Source organism: Amycolatopsis sp. NPDC049253, assembly GCF_040678995.1.
Lineage (GTDB): Bacteria > Actinomycetota > Actinomycetes > Mycobacteriales > Pseudonocardiaceae > Amycolatopsis.
The window spans coordinates 715,450-735,224 of the sequence record NZ_JBFAQX010000001.1; the positions used below are offsets into that span (position 1 = coordinate 715,450).

20 protein-coding genes are annotated in these 19,775 nt (G+C 69.5%); 17 read left to right on the forward strand and 3 right to left on the reverse strand.

Translation table 11 applies throughout. The features are described 5' to 3' along the window. Window positions 1-41 precede the first annotated feature (41 nt). Window positions 42-761, forward strand: coding sequence for a 50S ribosomal protein L1 (rplA, locus tag AB0K15_RS03645; RefSeq protein WP_220246051.1), 720 nt, complete (start codon window positions 42-44; stop codon window positions 759-761). A gap of 69 nt (window positions 762-830) precedes the next feature. After that, window positions 831-1,643 carry an alpha/beta hydrolase gene (locus AB0K15_RS03650; protein ID WP_364045161.1) on the forward strand — a complete coding sequence of 271 codons (813 nt, stop codon included), beginning with the start codon at window positions 831-833 and terminating at the stop codon, window positions 1,641-1,643. Here the strand turns inward: AB0K15_RS03650 and AB0K15_RS03655 are convergent. After that, window positions 1,595-2,782: a CoA transferase gene (locus AB0K15_RS03655; protein WP_364045163.1), complete on the reverse strand. Its 1,188-nt coding sequence runs from the start codon at window positions 2,780-2,782 to the stop codon at window positions 1,595-1,597. The two genes, AB0K15_RS03650 and AB0K15_RS03655, sit on opposite strands and share 49 nt — an antisense overlap. A gap of 82 nt (window positions 2,783-2,864) precedes the next feature. Here AB0K15_RS03655 and AB0K15_RS03660 point away from each other — a divergent pair, with 82 nt between their 5' ends. Beyond that, window positions 2,865-3,614, forward strand: coding sequence for a helix-turn-helix domain-containing protein (locus AB0K15_RS03660; protein WP_364045165.1), 750 nt, complete (start codon window positions 2,865-2,867; stop codon window positions 3,612-3,614). Here the strand turns inward: AB0K15_RS03660 and AB0K15_RS03665 are convergent. Beyond that, window positions 3,541-4,377 carry a hypothetical protein gene (locus AB0K15_RS03665; RefSeq protein WP_364045167.1) on the reverse strand — a complete coding sequence of 279 codons (837 nt, stop codon included), beginning with the start codon at window positions 4,375-4,377 and terminating at the stop codon, window positions 3,541-3,543. The genes AB0K15_RS03660 and AB0K15_RS03665 overlap by 74 nt on opposite strands. A gap of 623 nt (window positions 4,378-5,000) precedes the next feature. On the opposite strand from AB0K15_RS03665, the gene rplJ reads away from it, so the two are divergent. The 14 genes from rplJ to AB0K15_RS03735 all read left to right on the forward strand — a co-directional run bounded on the left by rplJ (window position 5,001) and on the right by AB0K15_RS03735 (window position 18,022). Further along, window positions 5,001-5,555, forward strand: coding sequence for a 50S ribosomal protein L10 (gene rplJ / locus AB0K15_RS03670; protein WP_364045169.1), 555 nt, complete (start codon window positions 5,001-5,003; stop codon window positions 5,553-5,555). Between the two features lie 48 nt (window positions 5,556-5,603). Then, window positions 5,604-5,990, forward strand: coding sequence for a 50S ribosomal protein L7/L12 (gene rplL / locus AB0K15_RS03675; protein WP_364045171.1), 387 nt, complete (start codon window positions 5,604-5,606; stop codon window positions 5,988-5,990). A gap of 263 nt (window positions 5,991-6,253) precedes the next feature. Next, the gene (locus AB0K15_RS03680) at window positions 6,254-6,388 is read left to right on the forward strand and encodes a hypothetical protein (RefSeq protein WP_285970684.1); all 135 of its coding nucleotides are present in this window, start codon (window positions 6,254-6,256) and stop codon (window positions 6,386-6,388) included. Next, a complete protein-coding gene (locus tag AB0K15_RS03685) occupies window positions 6,388-7,593 on the forward strand; it encodes an ATP-binding cassette domain-containing protein (protein ID WP_364045173.1) in 1,206 nt (401 codons plus the stop codon). The genes AB0K15_RS03680 and AB0K15_RS03685 overlap by 1 nt, the downstream gene beginning before the upstream one ends. Window positions 7,594-7,634: 41 nt before the next feature. Next, the gene (locus tag AB0K15_RS03690) at window positions 7,635-8,387 is read left to right on the forward strand and encodes an ABC transporter permease (RefSeq protein WP_326838172.1); all 753 of its coding nucleotides are present in this window, start codon (window positions 7,635-7,637) and stop codon (window positions 8,385-8,387) included. Window position 8,388: 1 nt separating this feature from the next. Beyond that, window positions 8,389-9,225, forward strand: a complete 837-nt coding sequence (locus AB0K15_RS03695) for an ABC transporter permease (RefSeq protein WP_360597583.1) — start codon at window positions 8,389-8,391, stop codon at window positions 9,223-9,225. Next, window positions 9,222-10,553, forward strand: a complete 1,332-nt coding sequence (locus AB0K15_RS03700) for an MCE family protein (protein ID WP_364045176.1) — start codon at window positions 9,222-9,224, stop codon at window positions 10,551-10,553. Before AB0K15_RS03695 ends, AB0K15_RS03700 begins: the two co-directional genes overlap by 4 nt. Continuing rightward, complete coding sequence (locus tag AB0K15_RS03705) at window positions 10,550-11,581, forward strand: MCE family protein (RefSeq protein WP_364045178.1); 1,032 nt, start codon at window positions 10,550-10,552, stop codon at window positions 11,579-11,581. The genes AB0K15_RS03700 and AB0K15_RS03705 overlap by 4 nt, the downstream gene beginning before the upstream one ends. Then, the gene (locus tag AB0K15_RS03710; protein WP_364045180.1) at window positions 11,578-12,564 is read left to right on the forward strand and encodes an MCE family protein; all 987 of its coding nucleotides are present in this window, start codon (window positions 11,578-11,580) and stop codon (window positions 12,562-12,564) included. Before AB0K15_RS03705 ends, AB0K15_RS03710 begins: the two co-directional genes overlap by 4 nt. Beyond that, on the forward strand, window positions 12,561-13,739 hold the full coding sequence (locus AB0K15_RS03715; protein WP_364045182.1) for an MCE family protein: 1,179 nt from the start codon (window positions 12,561-12,563) through the stop codon (window positions 13,737-13,739). Before AB0K15_RS03710 ends, AB0K15_RS03715 begins: the two co-directional genes overlap by 4 nt. Before the next feature lie 4 nt (window positions 13,740-13,743). Then, window positions 13,744-14,958, forward strand: a complete 1,215-nt coding sequence (locus tag AB0K15_RS03720; RefSeq protein WP_364045184.1) for an MCE family protein — start codon at window positions 13,744-13,746, stop codon at window positions 14,956-14,958. Then, window positions 14,958-16,223: an MlaD family protein gene (locus AB0K15_RS03725; RefSeq protein WP_364045186.1), complete on the forward strand. Its 1,266-nt coding sequence runs from the start codon at window positions 14,958-14,960 to the stop codon at window positions 16,221-16,223. Before AB0K15_RS03720 ends, AB0K15_RS03725 begins: the two co-directional genes overlap by 1 nt. Window positions 16,224-16,274: 51 nt before the next feature. Beyond that, window positions 16,275-16,901, forward strand: coding sequence for a hypothetical protein (locus tag AB0K15_RS03730; protein ID WP_364045188.1), 627 nt, complete (start codon window positions 16,275-16,277; stop codon window positions 16,899-16,901). Between the two features lie 26 nt (window positions 16,902-16,927). Next, window positions 16,928-18,022 carry a hypothetical protein gene (locus AB0K15_RS03735; RefSeq protein ID WP_364045190.1) on the forward strand — a complete coding sequence of 365 codons (1,095 nt, stop codon included), beginning with the start codon at window positions 16,928-16,930 and terminating at the stop codon, window positions 18,020-18,022. 67 nt (window positions 18,023-18,089) lie between these two features. Here the strand turns inward: AB0K15_RS03735 and AB0K15_RS03740 are convergent, their stop codons facing one another. Further along, window positions 18,090-18,707: a chorismate mutase gene (locus AB0K15_RS03740; protein ID WP_364045192.1), complete on the reverse strand. Its 618-nt coding sequence runs from the start codon at window positions 18,705-18,707 to the stop codon at window positions 18,090-18,092. Between the last annotated feature and the right edge of the window lie 1,068 nt (window positions 18,708-19,775).

A 19,775-nucleotide genomic window follows, 5' to 3' on the forward strand; every position in this document is an offset into this window, starting at 1 on the left:
TGACACCACACTGATCCGTTTTCGAAGTTAAGGACAGAAGCATGACCAAGCACAGCAAGGCTTACCGCCAGGCTGCGGAGCTCATCGACAAGGAGCGTCTCTACGCCCCTCTCGAGGCCGCGAAGCTGGCGAAGGAGACCTCCAAGACCAAGATGGACGCGACCGTCGAGGTCGCGATGCGTCTCGGCGTGGACCCGCGCAAGGCCGACCAGATGGTCCGCGGCACCGTGAACCTGCCGCACGGTACCGGTAAGACCGCTCGCGTCATCGTCTTCGCCGTCGGCGACAAGGCCGCCGAGGCCGAGGCCGCCGGCGCGGACGCGGTCGGCACGGACGAGCTGATCGAGCGCATCCAGGGTGGCTGGCTCGACTTCGACGCCGCCATCGCGACGCCGGACCAGATGGCCAAGGTGGGCCGCATCGCCCGCATCCTCGGCCCGCGTGGCCTGATGCCGAACCCGAAGACCGGCACGGTGACCCCTGCGGTCACGAAGGCCGTGCAGGACATCAAGGGCGGGAAGATCAACTTCCGCGTCGACAAGCAAGCCAACCTGCACCTGGTGATCGGCAAGGCGTCGTTCGACACCGAGAAGCTGGTGGAGAACTACGCGGCCGCGCTGGACGAGATCCTGCGCGCCAAGCCGTCGTCGGCCAAGGGCCGCTACGTCAAGAAGATCACCTTCACCACCACGATGGGCCCGGGCATCCCGGTCGACCCGCTGCGGACGCGCAACCTCCTCAGCGAGGACGCGGCCGTCTGAGTCGCACATCACGCGAAAGGGCGGTCACGCAATGTGCGTGACCGCCCTTTTTTCGTGTCTCATGGAGCCATGCCGACGACGACGTTCACCGCTCCCGACGGGCTCCGCCTGAGCTACACGGTGTGGGAAGGCGACGGCCGGCACCGTCGCCCGGTCGTGCTGCAACACGGCTTCGCCGCGGACGCCCACGTGAACTGGGTCGGTACCGGTGTCGTCCGCACCCTGCTCGAGGCGGGGTTCACCGTCATCGGCCTCGACGCCCGCGGCCACGGCGCGTCGGACAAACCCCACGACCCGGCCTGCTACGGCCAGGACGTGATGGCCCGCGACGTGTCCGCCCTGCTCGACGAGCTGGGCCTCGACGAGGTCTCCCTCGCCGGCTACTCGATGGGCGCCATCGTCGCCCTCCTCGTGGCCACCACGGACAAGCGCGTGCGCTGCCTGGCCACTGGCGGCGTCGGCGCGGGCATCATCGACTTCGGCGGCGTCGACACGCGCGTGGTCGAGCCCGAACAGCTCGCCGACGGCCTCCTCGCCGACGACCACGCCGACGTCCCCGCCCAGGTCCGCCCCTTCCGCCGCCTCGCCCGCCGCACCGGTGGCGACGTCGACGCCCTGGCCGCCGTCCTGCGCGCCTCGCGCCGCACGTCCATCCCGCTGACCGAGATCACCGTCCCCACCCTGATCCTCGCCGGCGAACGCGACCTGCTCGCGGCCCAGCCCGAGCGCCTCGCCATCGGCATCGCGGGCGCCCGCCTGGTCCGCGTCCCGGGCGACCACATGACGGCCGTCGCGGACCCCGCGTTCGCCCTGGCCCTGGCCGACTTCTTCGCCTACTCGGACACGGGGGAGACGAGGTTCGCGATCTCCTCGCCGGCGTAGCCGAGCTCCGCGAGCAGCTCGCTCGTGTGCTCACCGCGCGCGGGCGTGTGCCGGCGGACTGACGCCGGCGTGTCCGAGAGGATCATCGGCGGCCCGACCTGGCGGTACGTGCCTTCCGCCGGGTGCTCGGCGAGCGAGACGAGGCCGCTGCCCGTGTAGTACGGGTCGGTCTCCACGTCTTCCAGCTCCAGCACCGGCGCGAACGGGATGGACAGCTCGGCGCAGATCTTCTGCCACTCCGCCGTGGTCTTCTCGATCGACAGCTTGCCGATCTCGTCGTACAGCTCGCCGTAGTGCTTCGCACGGCTCGCGGGGTCGCCGAACCGCGGGTCCGTGGCGAGATCTTCGCGTCCGGCCGCGCGGAAGAAGTCGGCGATGTTCTTCTCGGTGTAGGGCAGGACGCAGGCCCAGCCGTCGGCCGTGCGCACGGCCTGGTGGCCCTCGGTCATCGACCGGTTGAAGCCCATCGGCCCGATCGCGGGCTCGAACGTGTGACCGGCGAGGTGCTCGACGAGGTTGAACGCCAGCATCGTGTCGGCCATCGGCACCTCCACGCGCTGGCCGCGGCCGGTGGTGCGTTGGTGCACCACCGCGGCGAGCACGGAGTAGACGATGGTGAGCGCGCACAGCTTGTCGGCGAGGATCGTCGGCACGTAGGTGGGCGTGCCGGTCGCGCGGCGCATCAGGTCGACCATGCCGGAGGACGCCTGCACGATCTCGTCGTAGGCGGCGAGGCCCGCGCGGTCGGAGTCGGTGCGGAAGCCCTGCGCGTTGCAGTAGACGAGCCGCGGGTTGAGCTCCGCGAGCCGCTCGTAGTCCAGGCCGAGGCGCCGCAGCGCACCGGGGCGCATGTTGGTGACCAGCACGTCGGCGGTCTTCACCAGGCGCAGGAAGGCCTCGTGGCCGGCGGCCGTCTTGAGGTCGAGCTCGACGCTGCGCTTGTTGCGGTTGACGTTGAGCGCGAGCGCGCCCATGCCGTCGTGGCGCTGGGGATGGGTCCGGCGGGTGCTGTCGCCCGCAGGGGACTCGACCTTGACGACGTCGGCCCCGAGGTCGCCCATGATCTGGGTGGCGTAGGGGCCCATGACCACCGACGACAGGTCGATCACGCGGATGCCGTGCAGGGCGCCTTCGGACACTTCGTGCCTCCTCGATCGATGACCTCCCCCTTTAAGTTAGGTAGGCTAAGTAATTTACGCAATGTGATACTGTGTTACCTATATGGGTAACCGACAGCATCACCGCACCGTCGATCGCGTCGCCGCGATCCTGGAGGCGGTCGCGAACAGCGCTTCGGGGCTGACGCTCACGCAGCTCGCGGCGCGGCTCGATGCGCCCGTGTCGTCGGTGCAGAAGCTGGTGAACGGCCTGGCCGCCGTCGGGTACCTCGACGAGCAGGAGCGGCACTTCGTGCTCGGCCCGGCGCCGCACGTGCTCACGGTGCGCTCCGGCCGCGTGCCGGTGCGGTCGGTGTCGCACGAGTCGCTGGCCGAGCTGAGCGCGGCCGCCGGGTGCGCGGCACTGCTCGCGGTGCAGGTGGGCGACAACGCGGTGTACGTCGACTGGGCCGGCACCGATGAACCGTTCGACTACGCGCTCTCCCGGTCCCTTCGCTCCGCGCTCCCGCGTACGGCGGCGGGGCGCGTGCTGCTCGCTTCACTGCCGGAAGCCGACCGCCGCGCGGTGGTGGCGCAGGAGCCCGACACCCGCACGGGCGTCGACCTGCTCGCGGAGGCGGCGGAGATCCGCGCGCGGGGCTACGCCGTGGTCGACTCCGGGCACGCCATGGAGACGATGGCCGCGGTGGCCGTGCCCGTCACGGAGTCGGGGCGCGTGGTGGCGGCCGCGGCGCTGGCCGCACCGTCCGAAGTGGTCGCCGCGCGGCTGCCCAAGCTGGTCAGCTTGTTGGGGGAGTGGAGCTCGAAGCTGACGGCGGCCCGCACTTCTCCGGACCCGGCGAGTGCCCCGTGATCAGCCACTGACCTTTGTCTACTTGGGACACGGTGAAGACGCCGAGCGCCGGACCGCCGGAAATGGTGTAGTCGCACGAGTCGATGGTCACCACGCCTGCGGGCGGGGCGCCGGAGACGTACGAGGGCAGTGATTCGGCGTAGTCGTTCTCGTTGGTGACCTGCGCGTGCAGCTTCTCGACGGCCACCTTGCAGTCGGGCTGGCCCACGTCCTGGGCGAACTTGGTCTGGACGGGCTCATCGAACCGGCCGCACGCGTCTTCGACCAGGCCCTGCGCGATGTTGTGGTAGACGAAGCGGACGGCTTCGTACGGGTTCGTCGAGAAGATGTGGTTCGTGTGGTACGTCCCGCCGCCCTCGGCCGCGATCTGGGCGGAGGACTTGCCGTCGTCACTGGGGAAGTAGTGGCGGTAGGCCCACGTGGCCGCGATCCCGAGGATCACCAGCACGATCACCCAGCCCAGGATCTTCCCGCCGAGGCGCTTGAGCCAGCGGGGGACCGGGCGGCGACGGCGGGGTTCCTCGTACGGCGCCAACGCTCCCGGCGGGCCCGGGGGCACGGGTGGCTGCCAGCCCGGCTGGGTCTGCGGCTGGCGGGAGCCCGCGGGGACGAGGCCGGCGTCGGGCATCGGGGCGGGTTGGTTGCCTTGCTGGGCCTGGGTGAAGCGCAGGTAGTCCTGGAACTGCTGGAACTGGCGGAACTGCTCGAGCTGCGCGGCATCCAGCTGTGGCTCGCTCGGGGCGGGCTGGGACGGCTGGGGCAACGCGGGGAGGTGTGGTGAGGACCCCGCGGCGGGCGGTTGCGAACCCGGCGGCAGGCCGTTCGGCACCGGGAACCCTTGCGCCGGAGTCGGGTCGTTCGGTGCGGACGCGGACGGCTGCGACCCCGGCGGCAACCCGTGCTGAGGCGCCGGCGGCTGCTGCGAGCCTGGCCAACCGTCGGAACCAGACTGCCCCGATGGCTGCGGCAACCCGCCCGCAACCGGTTGCGTGCCGTCGGCAGGTCGGGGGCCGGGGCCGGTGGGGTTGTCCGGCTGTCCGTGATCACGCTGCTCCGCCACGTCACCAATGATGCCCGCTCGGCGGCGAATCCCCGAGTCCGGGCGGCTTGTCGCTGGTCAGGCAGGGGGGTGGGCGAAAGCCCGGAAAGCCCTCACGTATAGTTGATGACGGTTCTACCGAAGACCGCTGGTTTTCCGGGTGCTCCACGGCACTCGGAACGAAGGTCCCGCGAGATGAGCGGGCGGCCCGCGCAGGAGGAACGAGGTTCGGCTTCCCTCGGGGAAATGCCGTGTGACGCCCCGTGCTGACTGCGCGTGGGCGTTTTTTCGTCTCAGAGGGCTCTCGAAGGACCAGTGGAATCCACTAGCCAAGAGAGGAGGCGACCATGGCGAAGCCCGACAAGGTGGCGGCCGTCGCCGAGATCGCGGAGAGCTTCCGCAGCAGCTCGGCCACCGTCGTTACCCAGTACACCGGCCTCTCCGTGTCCCAGCTGTCTCAGCTGCGCCGCGCTCTCGGCACCAGTGCCAAGTACCGGGTCGCGAAGAACACCCTCGTGAAGCGTGCCGCCGAGGACGCCGGCGTCCAGGGTCTGGACGACCTGTTCGTCGGTGCCACCGCGATCGCCTTCGTCGAAGGTGAGCCGGTCGACGCCGCGAAGGCGCTTCGCGACTTCGCGAAGGACAACAACGCGCTTGTCATCAAGGGCGGCTACATGGACGGCAAAGCGCTGTCCGTGGACGAGATCACCAAGATCGCCGATCTCGACAGCCGTGAGGTCCTGCTCTCCAAGGCAGCGGGCGCGTTCAAGGCGAAGCTGTCCCAGGCCGCCGCGCTGTTCCAGGCGCCGGCGTCCCAGGTCGCCCGCCTGGCTGCCGCGCTGCAGGAAAAGCAGGGCGACGCCGCCGGTACCGAAGCAGCCGAAGCACCCGCCGAGAGCTGATCACCCCCACCCCGAACGTCGAGTTCGTTTTTCTGAGAGGAAGCCATCATGGCGAAGCTGAGCACCGCCGAGCTGATCGACGCCTTCAAGGAGCTCACCCTTCTTGAGCTGTCGGACTTCGTGAAGGAGTTCGAGACCACCTTCGACGTCACCGCCGCCGCCCCGGCCGCTGTCGTCACCGCCGGCCCGGTCGGCGCCGCCCCGGCCGCCGCCGAGGAGCAGGACGAGTTCGACGTCGTCCTCGAGTCCGCCGGTGACAAGAAGATCCAGGTCATCAAGGTCGTCCGCGAGGTCGTCTCGGGCCTGGGCCTGAAGGAGGCCAAGGAGCTGGTCGAGGCCGCTCCCAAGGCCCTCCTGGAGAAGGTCGACAAGGAGGCCGCCGAGGCCGCCAAGGAGAAGCTCGAGGCCGCCGGCGCCAAGATCACCATCAAGTGATCCCGGGCGCGCAAGCGCCTACCGCACCACCTCGTGAAGGGGCGGGCATCCACTCGGATGCCCGCCCCTTTCTCGTTCACCGGCTCGGCGACCGACTGATCACCGCTCGTGTCCGATTCGCCCGGTCGGACCAGCCGTAACCCGATCGTTGGGCCATCTGGATCTGCGCCACTGGGTGACGTGCACTACCGTGCTGCCAGCGGTCACCGGACAAGGCCACGAACGGGTGAGGTGCTCACCGGCCTCACCAGGGCGGAAAACTGGTGAGTAACCTGTTCGCACTCAGCTCGTTGCACCTGGTTGACGCGGAGATCGCGGCGCGCATCGGCGCGGGCTCCGCTGCCAGTTGCGGCGGGGCGGCGGTGCGCGACGACGCGGAACAGCTCCTGGAGGTGTGATGGGCGCCGAGGTGGTCATCGAAGGTCTGACGAAGTCCTTCGGCAGGCAGACCATCTGGCGGGACGTGACGCTGACGCTGCCCCCGGGTGAAGTGTCCGCGATGCTCGGCCCGTCGGGAACCGGCAAGTCGGTGTTCCTCAAGTCCATGATCGGCCTGCTGAAGCCCGACAAGGGTCGCTGCGTGATCAACGGCGTGGACATCGTCACGTGCTCCGAGCACAAGCTCTACGAGATCCGCAAGCTCTTCGGTGTCCTGTTCCAGGACGGTGCGCTGTTCGGGTCGATGAACCTCTACGACAACGTCGCCTTCCCCTTGCGCGAGCACACCAAGAAGTCCGAGTCCGAGATCCGCCGCATCGTCGGTGAGAAGCTGGAGATGACGGGCCTGGCCGGCGCGGACAAGAAGCTGCCCGGCGAGATCTCCGGCGGTATGCGCAAGCGCGCGGGTCTCGCGCGGGCGCTGGTGCTCGACCCGCAGATCATCCTGGTCGACGAGCCGGACTCCGGTCTGGACCCCGTGCGCACCGCGTACATCTCGCAGCTGCTCATCGACCTGAACACCCAGATCGACGCGACGATCCTCATCGTCTCCCACAACATCAACCTCGCGCGCACCGTGCCCGACAACCTGGGCATGCTGTTCCGCAAGGAGCTCGTGATGTTCGGCCCCCGCGAGGTGCTGCTCACGAGCGACGAGCCCGTGGTCGAGCAGTTCCTCAACGGCCGCAAGCGCGGCCCCATCGGCATGTCCGAGGAGAAGGACACCGCCACGATGGCGCGCGAGGAGGCCGAAGCCGCCGCGGGGCACTCCGACGGCTCGCCCGACGAGGACGTCCGCGGCGTCGTCCCGCAGATGCAGCCCAGCCCCGGCCTGCCCGAGCGCGCGGGCGCCCGCCGCCGGATGGACCGCGTGATGCGGATCCTCCACACGCTCCCGCAGGCCGCACAGGAGGGCATCATCGAGTCCCTCAGCCCGGAGGAGCAGCGGCACTACAACGTGCACGCCGCCCACGCGCCGGCCCGCCGGCCCGGGCCCGAGGACACGCAGCAGATCCCGCGGATCTCCGACCGCGGCCCCGTGCCGAACCAGCACCAGGGCCAGCTGCCCGCCGACCAAGTCGCCCGGATCCCCGGCGGCTCCAGCCCGCAAGGGCCAGGCGGCGGCTACTTCGGCCCCGGCGGCAACGGGCCGGGTGGCGCGTGAGCTCGAACGCAGCACCGGCGAGGAAAATCCCCGGGCACGGCATGCTCCGCGAGACCGGGAACCTGTTCGCCCTCGGTCTCGACATCATCCGCGGCATCTTCCAGCGTCCGTTCCAGCTGCGGGAGTTCATCCAGCAGGCGTGGTTCGTCGCCAGCGTCACGATCCTGCCGACGGCGCTCGTCGCGATCCCGTTCGGTGCGGTCATCTCGCTGCAGTTCGGCGCGCTCGCCCGCCAGCTCGGCGCGCAGTCCTACACCGGCGCCGGCTCCGTGCTCGCCACGGTGCAGCAGGCCAGCCCGCTCGTCACCGCACTGCTGGTCGCCGGCGCGGGCGGCAGCGCGGTCTGTGCCGACATCGGCGCCCGCACCATCCGCGAGGAGATCGACGCGATGGAGGTGCTGGGCGTCTCCGCGGTCCAGCGCCTGATCGTGCCGCGCACGCTCGCGATGATGCTCGTCGCGCTCCTGCTCAACGGCATGGTCAGCGTGATCGGCGTGCTCGGCGGTTACTTCTTCAACGTCGTCCTCCAGGGCGGCACCCCGGGCGCCTACCTGGCGAGCTTCTCCGCGCTGGCGCAGCTGCCCGACCTCTGGGTCGGTGAGCTCAAGGCCTTGATCTTCGGCTTCATCGCCGCGGTCGTGGCCGCCTACCGGGGTCTGCACCCCAGCGGCGGCCCGAAGGGCGTGGGCGACGCGGTGAACCAGTCGGTGGTCATCACGTTCCTGCTGCTCTTCGTCGTGAACTTCGTGATCACGCTGATCTACCTGCAGATCGTGCCCGGAAAGCTGGACTGACATGACGTTCATCTCGGGTGCCAAGCGCGTCGCCCACCGTCCGCTGGAGACCCTGGACACCCTGGGCGACCAGATGTCCTTCTACGGCCGCGCACTGCTGTGGACTCCGCGCACGCTGCGCCGCTACATGAAGGAAGTCCTGCGCCTGCTCGCCGAGGTGAGCTTCGGCTCCGGCTCGCTCGCGGTCATCGGCGGCACGGTCGGCGTGATGGTCGGCCTCACGCTCTTCACCGGTGTCCTCGTGGGCCTGCAGGGCTACTCGGCCCTGAACTCCATCGGCACCTCGGCGTTCACCGGCTTCCTCACCGCGTTCTTCAACACCCGAGAGATCGCGCCGCTCGTCGCGGGCCTGGCCCTGTCGGCCACGGTCGGCGCCGGCTTCACCGCGCAGCTGGGCGCCATGCGGATCTCCGAGGAGATCGACGCGCTGGAAGTCATGGGTGTGCCGAGCCTGCCGTACCTGGTGACCACGCGGATCATCGCCGGGTTCGTGGCCGTGATCCCGCTCTACATCATCGGCCTGCTGAGCTCGTACCTCGCGTCGCGGCTGGTGGTCATCTACATCTACGGCCAGTCAGCGGGTACCTACGACCACTACTTCGATCTTTTCCTACCACCGCAAGACGTTCTGTACTCGTTCATCAAGGTGCTGATCTTCAGCGTCTTGATCATTCTTTCGCACTGCTACTTCGGCTACCGCGCCTCCGGTGGGCCGGCCGGTGTGGGCGTGGCGGTGGGCCGCGCGGTGCGCCTTTCCATCGTCACGGTTTCGATCGTGAACTTCTTCATCGGTTTCGCCATCTGGGGGACCGACGTCACGGTGAGGATTGCGGGATGATCACACTACGGCGCAGGCTCTTGGGCCTGCTGCTCGTGGCGCTGCTCGTGGGAGGTGTGGCCCTGAGCATCGCCTTGTACGACAAGGCGTTCACGAAGTTCGTGACGGTGAAGCTCGAGGCCGACAGCATCGGCAACCAGCTGCTGGAGCAGTCGGACGTGAAGGTGCGCGGCCTGATCGTGGGGTCGGTCAAGACCATCACCGCCACCAGCGACGGGGCCGAGCTCACACTGGACCTCCAGCCGGACTACGTGAAGCTGATCCCGGAGAACGTCTCCGCGCGCTTCCTGCCCAAGACGCTCTTCGGCGAGCGCTACGTCTCGCTCGAGATCCCGAAGAACCCATCGGCCAAGACGCTCGCCGACGGCGACGTGATCCCGCAGGACCGCACCTCGGGCGCGATCGAGCTGGAGCAGGCGCTGCAGCACCTGCTGCCGGTGCTCCAGGCGGTGCAGCCGCAGAAGCTGTCGAGCACGCTCACCGCGATCTCCACCGCGCTGCAGGGCCGCGGCAAGCCGCTCGGCGAGACGCTCTCGCAGCTGGGCGACTACATCGGCAAACTGAACCCGCACGAGCCGCAGCTGCAGCACAACCTCAAGGCGCTGGCGGACTTCTCCGACAACCTGAGCGCGTCGGCGCCGGACCTGGTGCAGAGCCTCGACAACCTGAGCACGACCACCCGCACCGTGGTGGACGAGCAGCAGAACCTGGCGAGCCTCTACCGCAACCTGACCGCGGCTTCGCAGGACGTGCAGTCGTTCCTGGAAGCCAACTCCCAGAACATCATCAGCCTCGCCGACACCGCGCGGCCCACGGCCGAGCTGCTCGCCAAGTACGCGCCGGAGTACCCGTGCGTGATCGGGCAGATGTCGAAGCTCGTGCCGGTGGTCGACAAGGCACTGGGCAAGGGTACGAACGAGCCCGGCCTGCACGCGACGATCGAGGTGGTCGTGAACCGCGGTCCCTACAAGCCGGGTCAGGACGAGCCGCGGTTCGAGGACAAGCGCGGCCCGCGCTGCTACGACCTCAAGAACCTGCCGAACCCGTTCCCGCAGGAGCCGCCGGACGGCGCGTTCAAGGACGGCACCACCCACACGACGTCGCCCAACTCGCACAGCACCGGCGTGAACCCGGGCAACTTCCTCGCCGACGCCGCGGGCCTCGGCGGCGGCACGAGCGGCGGGGACCCGGCGTACTCGGGCGCGGAGAACGACTTCCTCGGTCAACTCGTGTCCCCGCAGGTCGGGATGCCGGAAGGTGACTTCCCCGGGTGGGGCTCGCTGCTCGTCGGCCCGCTCTACCGGGGTGCGGAGGTGACGGTGAAGTGAGGGGACTGGCCGCACCGCTGATCAAGCTGTCGATCTTCGTGGTGATCACCGTGCTGTTCACCGCCGTGCTCGGGATCAGCATCGCGAACATCAACACCACCAGCACCAAGGACTACTCGGCGCGCTTCACCGACGCGACGCTGCTGCTCAACGGCGACGACGTCCGCATCGCCGGCGTCCGCGTGGGCACGGTGAAGGACGTGAAGATCGTCGACAAGCGCCAGGCGCAGGTCGACTTCGAGGTCGACGCCGGACGGCAGCTGCCGGCGGGTGTCACCGCGCAGATCAAGTTCCGCAACCTCGTCGGCCAGCGCTACCTCTCGCTCGGCGAAGGCAGCGACACCTCCGGCAAGACGCTGCCCCCGGGCGGCACGATCCCGCTCGAGCGCACCACGCCCGCGCTGGACCTGACCGAGCTGTTCAACGGGTTCAAGCCGCTGTTCACCGCGCTGAACCCCGACGACGTCAACAAGCTCTCCTACGAGGTCATCCAGGTCCTGCAGGGCGAGGGCGGCACCGTCGAGAGCTTGTTGTCGCACACCGCTTCGCTGGCCACCACGATCGCCGACAAAGACAAGGTGATCGGCGAGGTGATCGACAACCTCAACTCGGTGCTCGACACGGTCAACGCGCACACGCCGCAGCTGAGCGACCTGATCGTGAAACTGCAGCAGCTGGTGTCCGGCCTGGCCGCCGACCGCAAGCCGATCGGCGACGCGATCGACAGCCTCGGCAACCTGGCCCAGACCACCGCCGGCCTGCTCGGCGACGCGCGCCAGCCGCTGAAGGACGACATCAGCGCGCTGGGCGACCTGACCACGAAGCTGAACAAGAACGAGCCGACGCTGGAGCACTTCATCCAGTTCCTGCCCCAGAAGGTGAGCGCGCTGACCCGCACCGCCGACTACGGCTCCTGGTTCAACTTCTACGCCTGCTCGCTCAAGGGCAGTGTTTCCCTGCCGCCGCTGATCAACCAGCCGCTCGACGTGCCGCTGTTGCCGTCCAACCGGGAGAGGTGCAGCGGATGAAGTCCTTCCAGAAGCGCAACCCCGTCCCGATCGCCCTGGTCGGGCTCGCGGTCCTCGTGCTCGGCTTCGTCGCCGCGCTCAACTCCGACGACCTGCCGGTGATCGGCGGCGGCACGACCTACAGCGCCGAGTTCTCCGAGGCCGCCGGGCTCACGACCGACAACGACGTGCGCATCGCCGGCGTGAAGGTCGGCAAGGTCTCCGAGATCAAGCTCGACGGCGCCAGCGTCAAGGTGTCGTTCAAGGTCAAGGACGCCTGGCTCGGCGACAAGACCTCGGCCGCGATCAAGATCAAGACGCTGCTGGGCCAGAAGTACCTGTCCCTGGACCCGCAGGGTGTCGGCACGCTCAACCCGGACCAGCCGATCCCGCGCGACCGCACGATGTCGCCCTACGACGTGCTCGACGCGTTCCGCGGCCTTTCGCAGACCGTCGACGACATCAACACCGACCAGCTCGCGAAGAGCTTCGACACCATCACGCAGACCTTCGCCAACACCCCCGAGGACGTGAAGGGCGCGCTCTCGGGCCTGTCGAAGCTCTCGGACACCATCGCCTCGCGCGACGCCCAGCTGTCGAACCTGCTGGCCAACACCCGCGAGGTGTCGCAGACGCTGGTCGACCGCGACGCCGAGGTCCAGAAGCTGATCACCGACGGCAACCAGCTGCTCGACGAGATCTCCAAGCGCGAGCAGGCCATCACCGCGCTGCTCGACGGCTCCAAGGAACTCGCGACGCAGCTGCAGGGCCTCGTCGACGACAACGACAAGCAGCTCGACCCCGTGCTCACGCAGCTGGACCAGCTGACGTCGATGCTGCAGCGCAACCAGGACTCGCTCGCGCAGGGCATCGCCAAGTTCGCCCCGTTCGTGCGCGTGTTCACCAACACCATCGGCACCGGGCACTGGTTCGACAACTACATCTGCGGCCTGGTGCTGCCCTCGGTCGGCCCGCTCAACCAAGAGGGGTGCTACACGAAATGAGTGACACCCGGTTCGGCCAGTCGCTCCTGCGCGGCGCGTCCATCGCCGTCGTGCTCGCCCTCGTGGTCGCGGGCGGCATCTGGTGGACGCTCAAGGACGCGGGGCGCAACCACCTCACCGCGTACTTTTCCGGCGCCGTCGGCCTCTACGAGGGCAACAGCGTGCGGATGCTCGGCGTCGACCTCGGCACGGTCACCAAGGTCCAGCCCATGGGCAACCAGGTGCGCGTGGACTTCGAGTACGACCGATCGGTGCCGGTGCCCGCCGACGCGAAGGCGCTGATCGTCTCGCCGTCGCTGGTCAGCGACCGCTACATCCAGCTCGCGCCCGCGTACACCGGCGGCCCGAAGATCTCCGACGGCGCCGTGATCCCGCTCAACCGCACCGAAGTCCCGCTCGAGGTCGACCAGCTCGCCGCGAGCCTCGCGAAGGTGAGCGAGACCCTCGGCCCCAACGGCGCCAACAAGAACGGCTCGCTCTCGGACCTGCTCAACACCGTCGCGAAGAACGTGGACGGCAACGGCCAGGCCCTGCACGACACGATCGCCAAGCTCGGCCAGGCGTCCGGCACGCTCGCCGGCAACAAGGACGACCTGTTCCAGACCGTGCAGAACCTCGGCCAGTTCTCGCAGACGCTGGTCAACAGCGACAGCCAGGTGCGCCAGTTCGAGAGCCAGCTCGCCGACGTGAGCGGGTACCTGGCGGGGGAGAAGGACGACCTCGCCGCCACCGTGCAGCAGCTGAGCACCACGCTGCAGTCGGTGCAGGGCTTCATCGAGCAGAACCGCGGCCGGCTCAAGTCCAATGTGGACAAGCTGGCCAGTGTCACCAAGGTGCTCGTGGACCAGCGCAGCGCGCTCGCCGAGATCCTCGACGTGGCGCCGGTGGCGCTGTCGAACCTCGTGAACGTCTACAACGGCTCCTCGGGCACGCTCGACGCGCGGCCGAACCTCAACGAGCTCACCCAGCCGCCGCTGGTGATGGTCTGCAACCTGCTCAAGCAGACGCCCGACGCGCTCAAGCTGCTCGGCGACACGTGCGGCTCGATCGCCGGTGTCGTCGACGGCCTCGTGCCGCTGCCCTCGACGGCGCAGGTGGTGCAGGCCATGTCCAACGGCCAGCTGCCACCACTGCCGCTCCCGCTCGCGGGCCAGGTCTACGGGACGGGGAGCTGAGCCGATGAAGCGCCTCAGGAAGTTCGCCGCCGCCGGCGCCGTCACCACGGTGTCCGCGCTGCTGCTGTCCGGCTGTGGGTTCACCGGCATCTACGACGTGCCGCTGCCCGGTGGCGCCGATCTCGGCAGCCACCCGTACAAGGTCAAGGTGCAGTTCGCCGACGTGCTGGACCTCGTGCCGCAGGCCGGCGTGAAGGTCAACGAGGTGCCCGTCGGCCAGGTCGAATCCGTGGGGCTCACCCCCGACGGCTGGCACGCCGAGGTCACCGTGGAGATCAACGGCGACGTGAAGCTGCCGGCCAACGCGCTGGCCAACGTGAAGCAGTCGAGCCTGCTCGGCGAGAAGTACGTGGAGCTCTCCTCGCCCGGTGACGGCCAGGCGCAGGGCACGCTCGCGAACAACGCCACGATCCCGCTCGCGCGCACCGGCCGCGACGTCGAGGTCGAAGAGGTGCTCGGCGCGTTGTCGCTGCTGCTGAACGGCGGTGGCGTCGAGCAGCTCAACACCATCACCAAGGAGCTGAACAACGCGACGTCGGGCAAGGAGCCCGACATCAAGGCGTTGCTGGACAACGCCAACGAGCTCGTGACCAACCTCGACGAGCAGTCGCGCAACATCACCCGCGCGCTCGACGGGCTCGACCGGCTCTCGATGACGCTCAGGGACCAGAAGGACAAGCTGGTGGGCGCCGTCGACAACCTGGGCCCCGGCATCGGTGTGCTGGAGCAGCAGCGCGGCCAGCTCGTGACCATGCTCAACGCGCTGAACAACCTCTCCGGTGTCGCCACCGACACGGTGAACAAGAGCAAGGCGGACCTCGTGGCCGACCTCAAGGCGCTCACGCCGACGCTGCAGAAGCTCGGCGAGGCGGGCAACGACCTGCCGCAGGCGCTGCAGATCCTGCTGACCTTTCCGTTCACCGACCAGGCCTACGACGACGTGAAGGGCGACTACTTCAACCTCTTCGCGAAGGTCGACCTGAACCTCAAGGACATCATCGACAACCTGGGCCGCAGCCGGGACAACCCGCTGTCGAACCTGCTGCCGGTGCCGGGCCTTACCGGTGGCACGCAGGGCGACCAGCCGCCGCTGCTACCGCTCGGGGGCCAGTCGGGGTCGAACGCGAAGCCGAACTCCAGTGGTGGCCAGGGCGGTGGCCAGCCGTCGCAGGGCGGGCTGTCCGGGCTCTTCGGGATCCTCTCGGGAGGTGCGGGCTGATGTTGCTGCGCAAGACGAAGTTCCAGCTCGTGGCCTTCGCGATCATTTCGATCGTGGCGCTCGTCTACGCCCTGATCCGCTTCGCCGGCCTCGGCTCGGTGTTCGGCAGCAGCGGCTACACGGTGAAACTCGAGCTCAACGAGTCGGGTGGCATCTTCACCAACGCCGAGGTGACCTACCGCGGCTTCAACATCGGGCGCGTCGGCCAGCTGCGGCTCACGCAGACCGGCCTGGAGGCCGACCTCGTCATCGACCCGTCGGCGCCGCAGGTGCCCGCGGACCTCGACGCCGTGGTCGCCAACCGCTCGGCCGTGGGCGAGCAGTACGTGGACCTGCGGCCGAAGAACGACAAGGGTCCGTACCTCGCGGGCGGCTCGGTGATCCCGGCGGCGAAGACGACCGTGCCGGTCAGCACCGACCGGCTGCTGTCCGACCTCGACTCGCTGGCGGCCTCGGTGCCCACCGACTCGCTGCGCACGGTCGTGGACGAGTCCTACGACGCGTTCCGCGGCACCGGCGGTGACCTGCAGCAGCTGCTCGACACCGCGCAGAGCTTCACGGCCACGGCCCAGCAGTACCTGCCGCAGACCGTGCAGCTGCTCGACGCCGGCGGCCAGGCGCTGGACACGCAGAACCACGAGGCGTCGAACTTCGCGGACTTCTCCAAGAACCTCAACGAGCTCACCGGCACGCTGAAGAACTCCGACGGTGACCTGCGCAAGCTCATCGGCATCACGCCGCAGGTCGCGGCGCAGATCGACCAGGTCGTCAACGAGACCGGGCCGGGCCTGGGCGCGCTCACGGCGAACCTGCTGACCACGGCCAACGTCACCGTGACCCGCCTCGACGGCATCGAGCAGGGCCTGGTGACCTACCCGGCGCTGGCCGGCGCGGCCTCGAGCGTGGCGCCGGGCGACGGCACCGCCCACCTCGGGCTCGTGCTGAACCTGTTCAACCCGCCGGCCTGCACGAAGGGCTACCTGCCCTACAGCCAATACCGCACAGGGGCCGACACGTCGCCCCGACCGGCCGACGACAATGTGTACTGTGCCGAGCCCAAGGGCAGCCCGATCAACGTCCGCGGCTCGCAGAACGCGCCGTACGGCGGGGCCCCGGTCGCGCCGTCGCAGGCCGACGTGGACGCCAACGCCGGCCGTCCGGCCCAGGAGCTGCAGGACATGCGCGACGCCGCCGTGCCGGGCGTAGCCGGAAGCCCGGGTGTCTCGTTGAACAGCCTGGGAGCGCTGCTCGGCCTCGCCGGTTGAGGTGGTCGGCGCTGACGAGGATTTGATGACCGTTACCTACCCTGGAGTGATATGAGTTCCGAACAGGCCGCCGCCGAGGAAGAGGTGACCTCGTCGCCGCCGGAGGCCCCGGCTTCCGCTTCGGAGACCGCGTCGGCCGCCTCGTCGGCCAAGCGGTCCCTGCCGGGCTCGCCGCGCGTGTGGCTCTTCGGCGCCGGGGCGTTCGCGCTCGCCGCCTTCGTGGTCGCGGTGGTCTTCGGAATCATGTGGTGGGTCGCGGGCACGGGGGAGAACGCGGCACTGGCGCAGTCGCGTGACGACGTCGTGAAGGCGGGCGCCAACGCCGTGAAGGCCTACACCGAGGTGGACTACCAGAACCTCGACGCCGTCTTCGCCCGCCAGAAGGCCGTGTCCGACGACGACATGGCCAAGCAGATCGACCAGCTGAAGCCCACCTACGGCAAGGCGCTGACCGACGCGAAGACGAAGGTCACCACGACCGTGCAGGACATCGCGGTCGAGGAGCTCGACGACCACGAGGGCAAGGCCAGCTTCCTGGCCGCCATCACCACCGACGTCACCCAGGGCGCGCAGAGCTCCTCGAAGGCGCTGCGCCTGGAGGTCTCGATGACCCGCGTCGGGAACGACTGGAAGCTGTCCGGCATCGACAACGTCCCCCTCGTCGCCTCCGGCCAGTAGCTTCACCGCAGAACGGAGTTCTCCTAGTGCCCCCCTCCCGCCGCCAGCCGCCCCGCAGCAGCACCCCGCCGGCCCGCCGGCCGAGGGTCGCCGGGCTGCGCAAGCCGTCGAGCGCGGACGCGGCACCTGCGTCCACCGACGAGCGGCCGACCGCCGCGCCCGCTCCCGCCGCCAAGCCGCGCCCGCGTCCGGTGCCGCGGACCGGCCCGCTGACCAGCGCGGACCCGTCCGAGGTCACGCAGGAGATCCGGTTCCCGAAGAGCGCGGGGATCTCGCGGTCGCGGGGGCTGGCCACGGAGGACACTTCGGACGCTTCCGACGCTTCTGACGTGGCCACCGCGGCCGAGGACGAAGCGGTGGTCGACGCCCTCACCGGCGAGGCCGTGGACACCGAAGCTCCTGGGGAAACCGACGAACCTGTCCGCACGGCTCCCCGCCGCAAGCGCCGGGACTCGGGCCGCGCGAAGCCCGTGGACGTCGACGAGGCCGAGCAGGAGGCCGCCGGCGCTCCTGTCGTGCCGCCGCCGTGGGCGAAGCAGCCGCGCCGGGACCGCACGGTCGCGCTGACCGTCGTGCTGCTCGTGGTGGGCCTGGTGTTCGCCGCGGGCGCGGTGTTCTTCAAGCTCGGCTACGACGACGCCGCCGACTCCACCAGCAACACGGCGCTGCTGGACGTCGCGAAGACCGCGCAGGTCAAGGACCAGGTCTCCAAGGCCACCGAGGCGCTGTTCTCCTACGACTACAACAACATCAAGAAGACCGAGGACGCCGCCAACGGCCTGCTCGCCAACGACAGCGTCAAGGCCAAGTACAACTCGCTCATGGGCGAGGTGAAGCGCCTCGCTCCGCAGCAGAAGATGGTGGTGACCTGCAAGGTCACGCGCAGCGCCGTGATCATGCTCAACGGCGACCTCGCGCGCGTGATGGTGTTCGTGGACCAGACCTCCACGCGCGCCGACACCAAGCAGACCACCGCCGGCTCGGCCCAGCTGCACGTCGACGCGCAGCTGCAGGGTGACACGTGGAAGATCACCGACCTCGACACGTACAAGGCCCCGCCGCCGCCCGCGGCCAACGCGCCGGCCTCGTCGGCCCCGGCTTCGCCGCCGCCGTCGAAGTAAGGTCCAAGCAGAAGGCCCGGTGCCCGCCTTGAGCGGGTGCCGGGCCTCTTGCTTTGCGGTCGGGCCCTCAGCAGAGCGACTGCAGGGCCGTGCGCAGCGCGGTGCGGTGCAGCTCGTCGAGGTGGTCGACGACGTCGGCCGAGATCTGTGCCTCGAGCACGTCCACGCGGCAGGGGGCGCCGGGCTCGCGGACGTCGTTCGTGGCCACCAGCTCGGTCAGCAGTGACGTCGTGAGCTCGTCCAGCTCGGCGCGGATCTCGGTGAGGTCCGGGCGCGTCGTGGGCGCCTGCCCGGGGTGCGCGGTCCAGCGGTCGAACAGCCCCCGCTGCACGACCTTGCTGGCGGTGATCTGGTCGGAGAAGAACGCGGCCGTGCGCTCGGGGTCCAGCCCGAGCGCGAACGCGCGCGTGCGCACCGCGGCCAGCTCCTGCTCCTCCCGCGCCGGATCGTCGATGGGCTTGTCGGTGCCGAACTTCGACGCGGCCACGCGATCACCCACCCGCAGCCGCTCGACCACCAGGTCGGTGAGCGGCCCGAGCCGGCCGAACGCGTGGCCCGCGGCGCCGGTGGTGTCTGTGACGGTCTTTTCGGATGCGGCCATGGCCTGAGTGCCTCCGACGGTGAGTACGGCCAGCGCGACGGTGAGGACCACGGCGGAGCGGCGAGCGGTCCCGTTCCCGACCATGAACCCTCCGTCGTGAGCCGGCGACCAGGATCGGATCCGATTTTAGCGGTGGGGAATTTACGAAACCCGGACAATCTCGCCGGGTGGACACGCAATCGCGCCGATGCCGGATTTGTCTGCCCGGACGTACCGCGGATCTCGGCCCCACGGGTCACGCGAGCCGGCCGGTGGCCTGCGGGCAAGCGCCGAGCTCCCCGTGGCGCGCCGAGTTGCCCACGGCCGGCCAAACTGCCGGTGACCCAAGGCGCCCGAACGTCCTTCAGCCGGGCACCACACCCGGCCCGCAGGTCACGGACCGGTTCACCCGGACCCGCCGTGAGGAGGCTGTCGCCGGCTCTCGGCGGGGCGCTGTGCGTGGTCTCGTAGGTCGCGGACCGGTTCCGTCGGATGCGGCATGAGCGGGCTGTCGCCGGCTCTCGGCGGGGCGCTGTGCGTGGTCCCGCAGGTCGCGGACCGGTTCCGTTGGATGCGGCATGAGGGGGCTGCCCCGGCCCTCGGCGGGACGCTGCGCGTGGTCTCGCAGGCCACGGACCGGCTCAGTCGGATGCGGCATGAGGGGGCTGCCGCCGGCTCTCGGCGGGGCGCTGCGCGCGGTCCCGCAGGTCGCGGCCTATCTCCTCGAGCCGCCACGAGCAACCCGCCACGAGGATCCCGGCGGCCCTTCATCCGGGAATCACACCCGGCCCCACGGGTCACGGAACACCACTGTGCCTGCCACCCGCCCTCAGCCGCTCACCGCACCCGGGCTCCGCAGGCTGTGGACCAGCCCACCCGGCCCGCCACAACCAGCCCGCGACGGGCCCTCGTCCGCGACCTCACACCTCACCCTGGGCCGACTGGACCACTCACCCCACAACCCCGATTCGTGACGCAGAACACCGTTTAAACCCGCACCCAACCCGCCCCTCGACCGCGATTCCCCAGGTACCGGCGGGTAAGCGGGATGATCATCCCGCTTGTCACCCTCCGCATGCCCCGATCGACGCTGCGCCAACCGGTCGGACCCCCGAGTGGCATCTTGACTCGAAGGCGTCGTGGGTTCAGGCTTACTGCCAACGGTCACGGCCG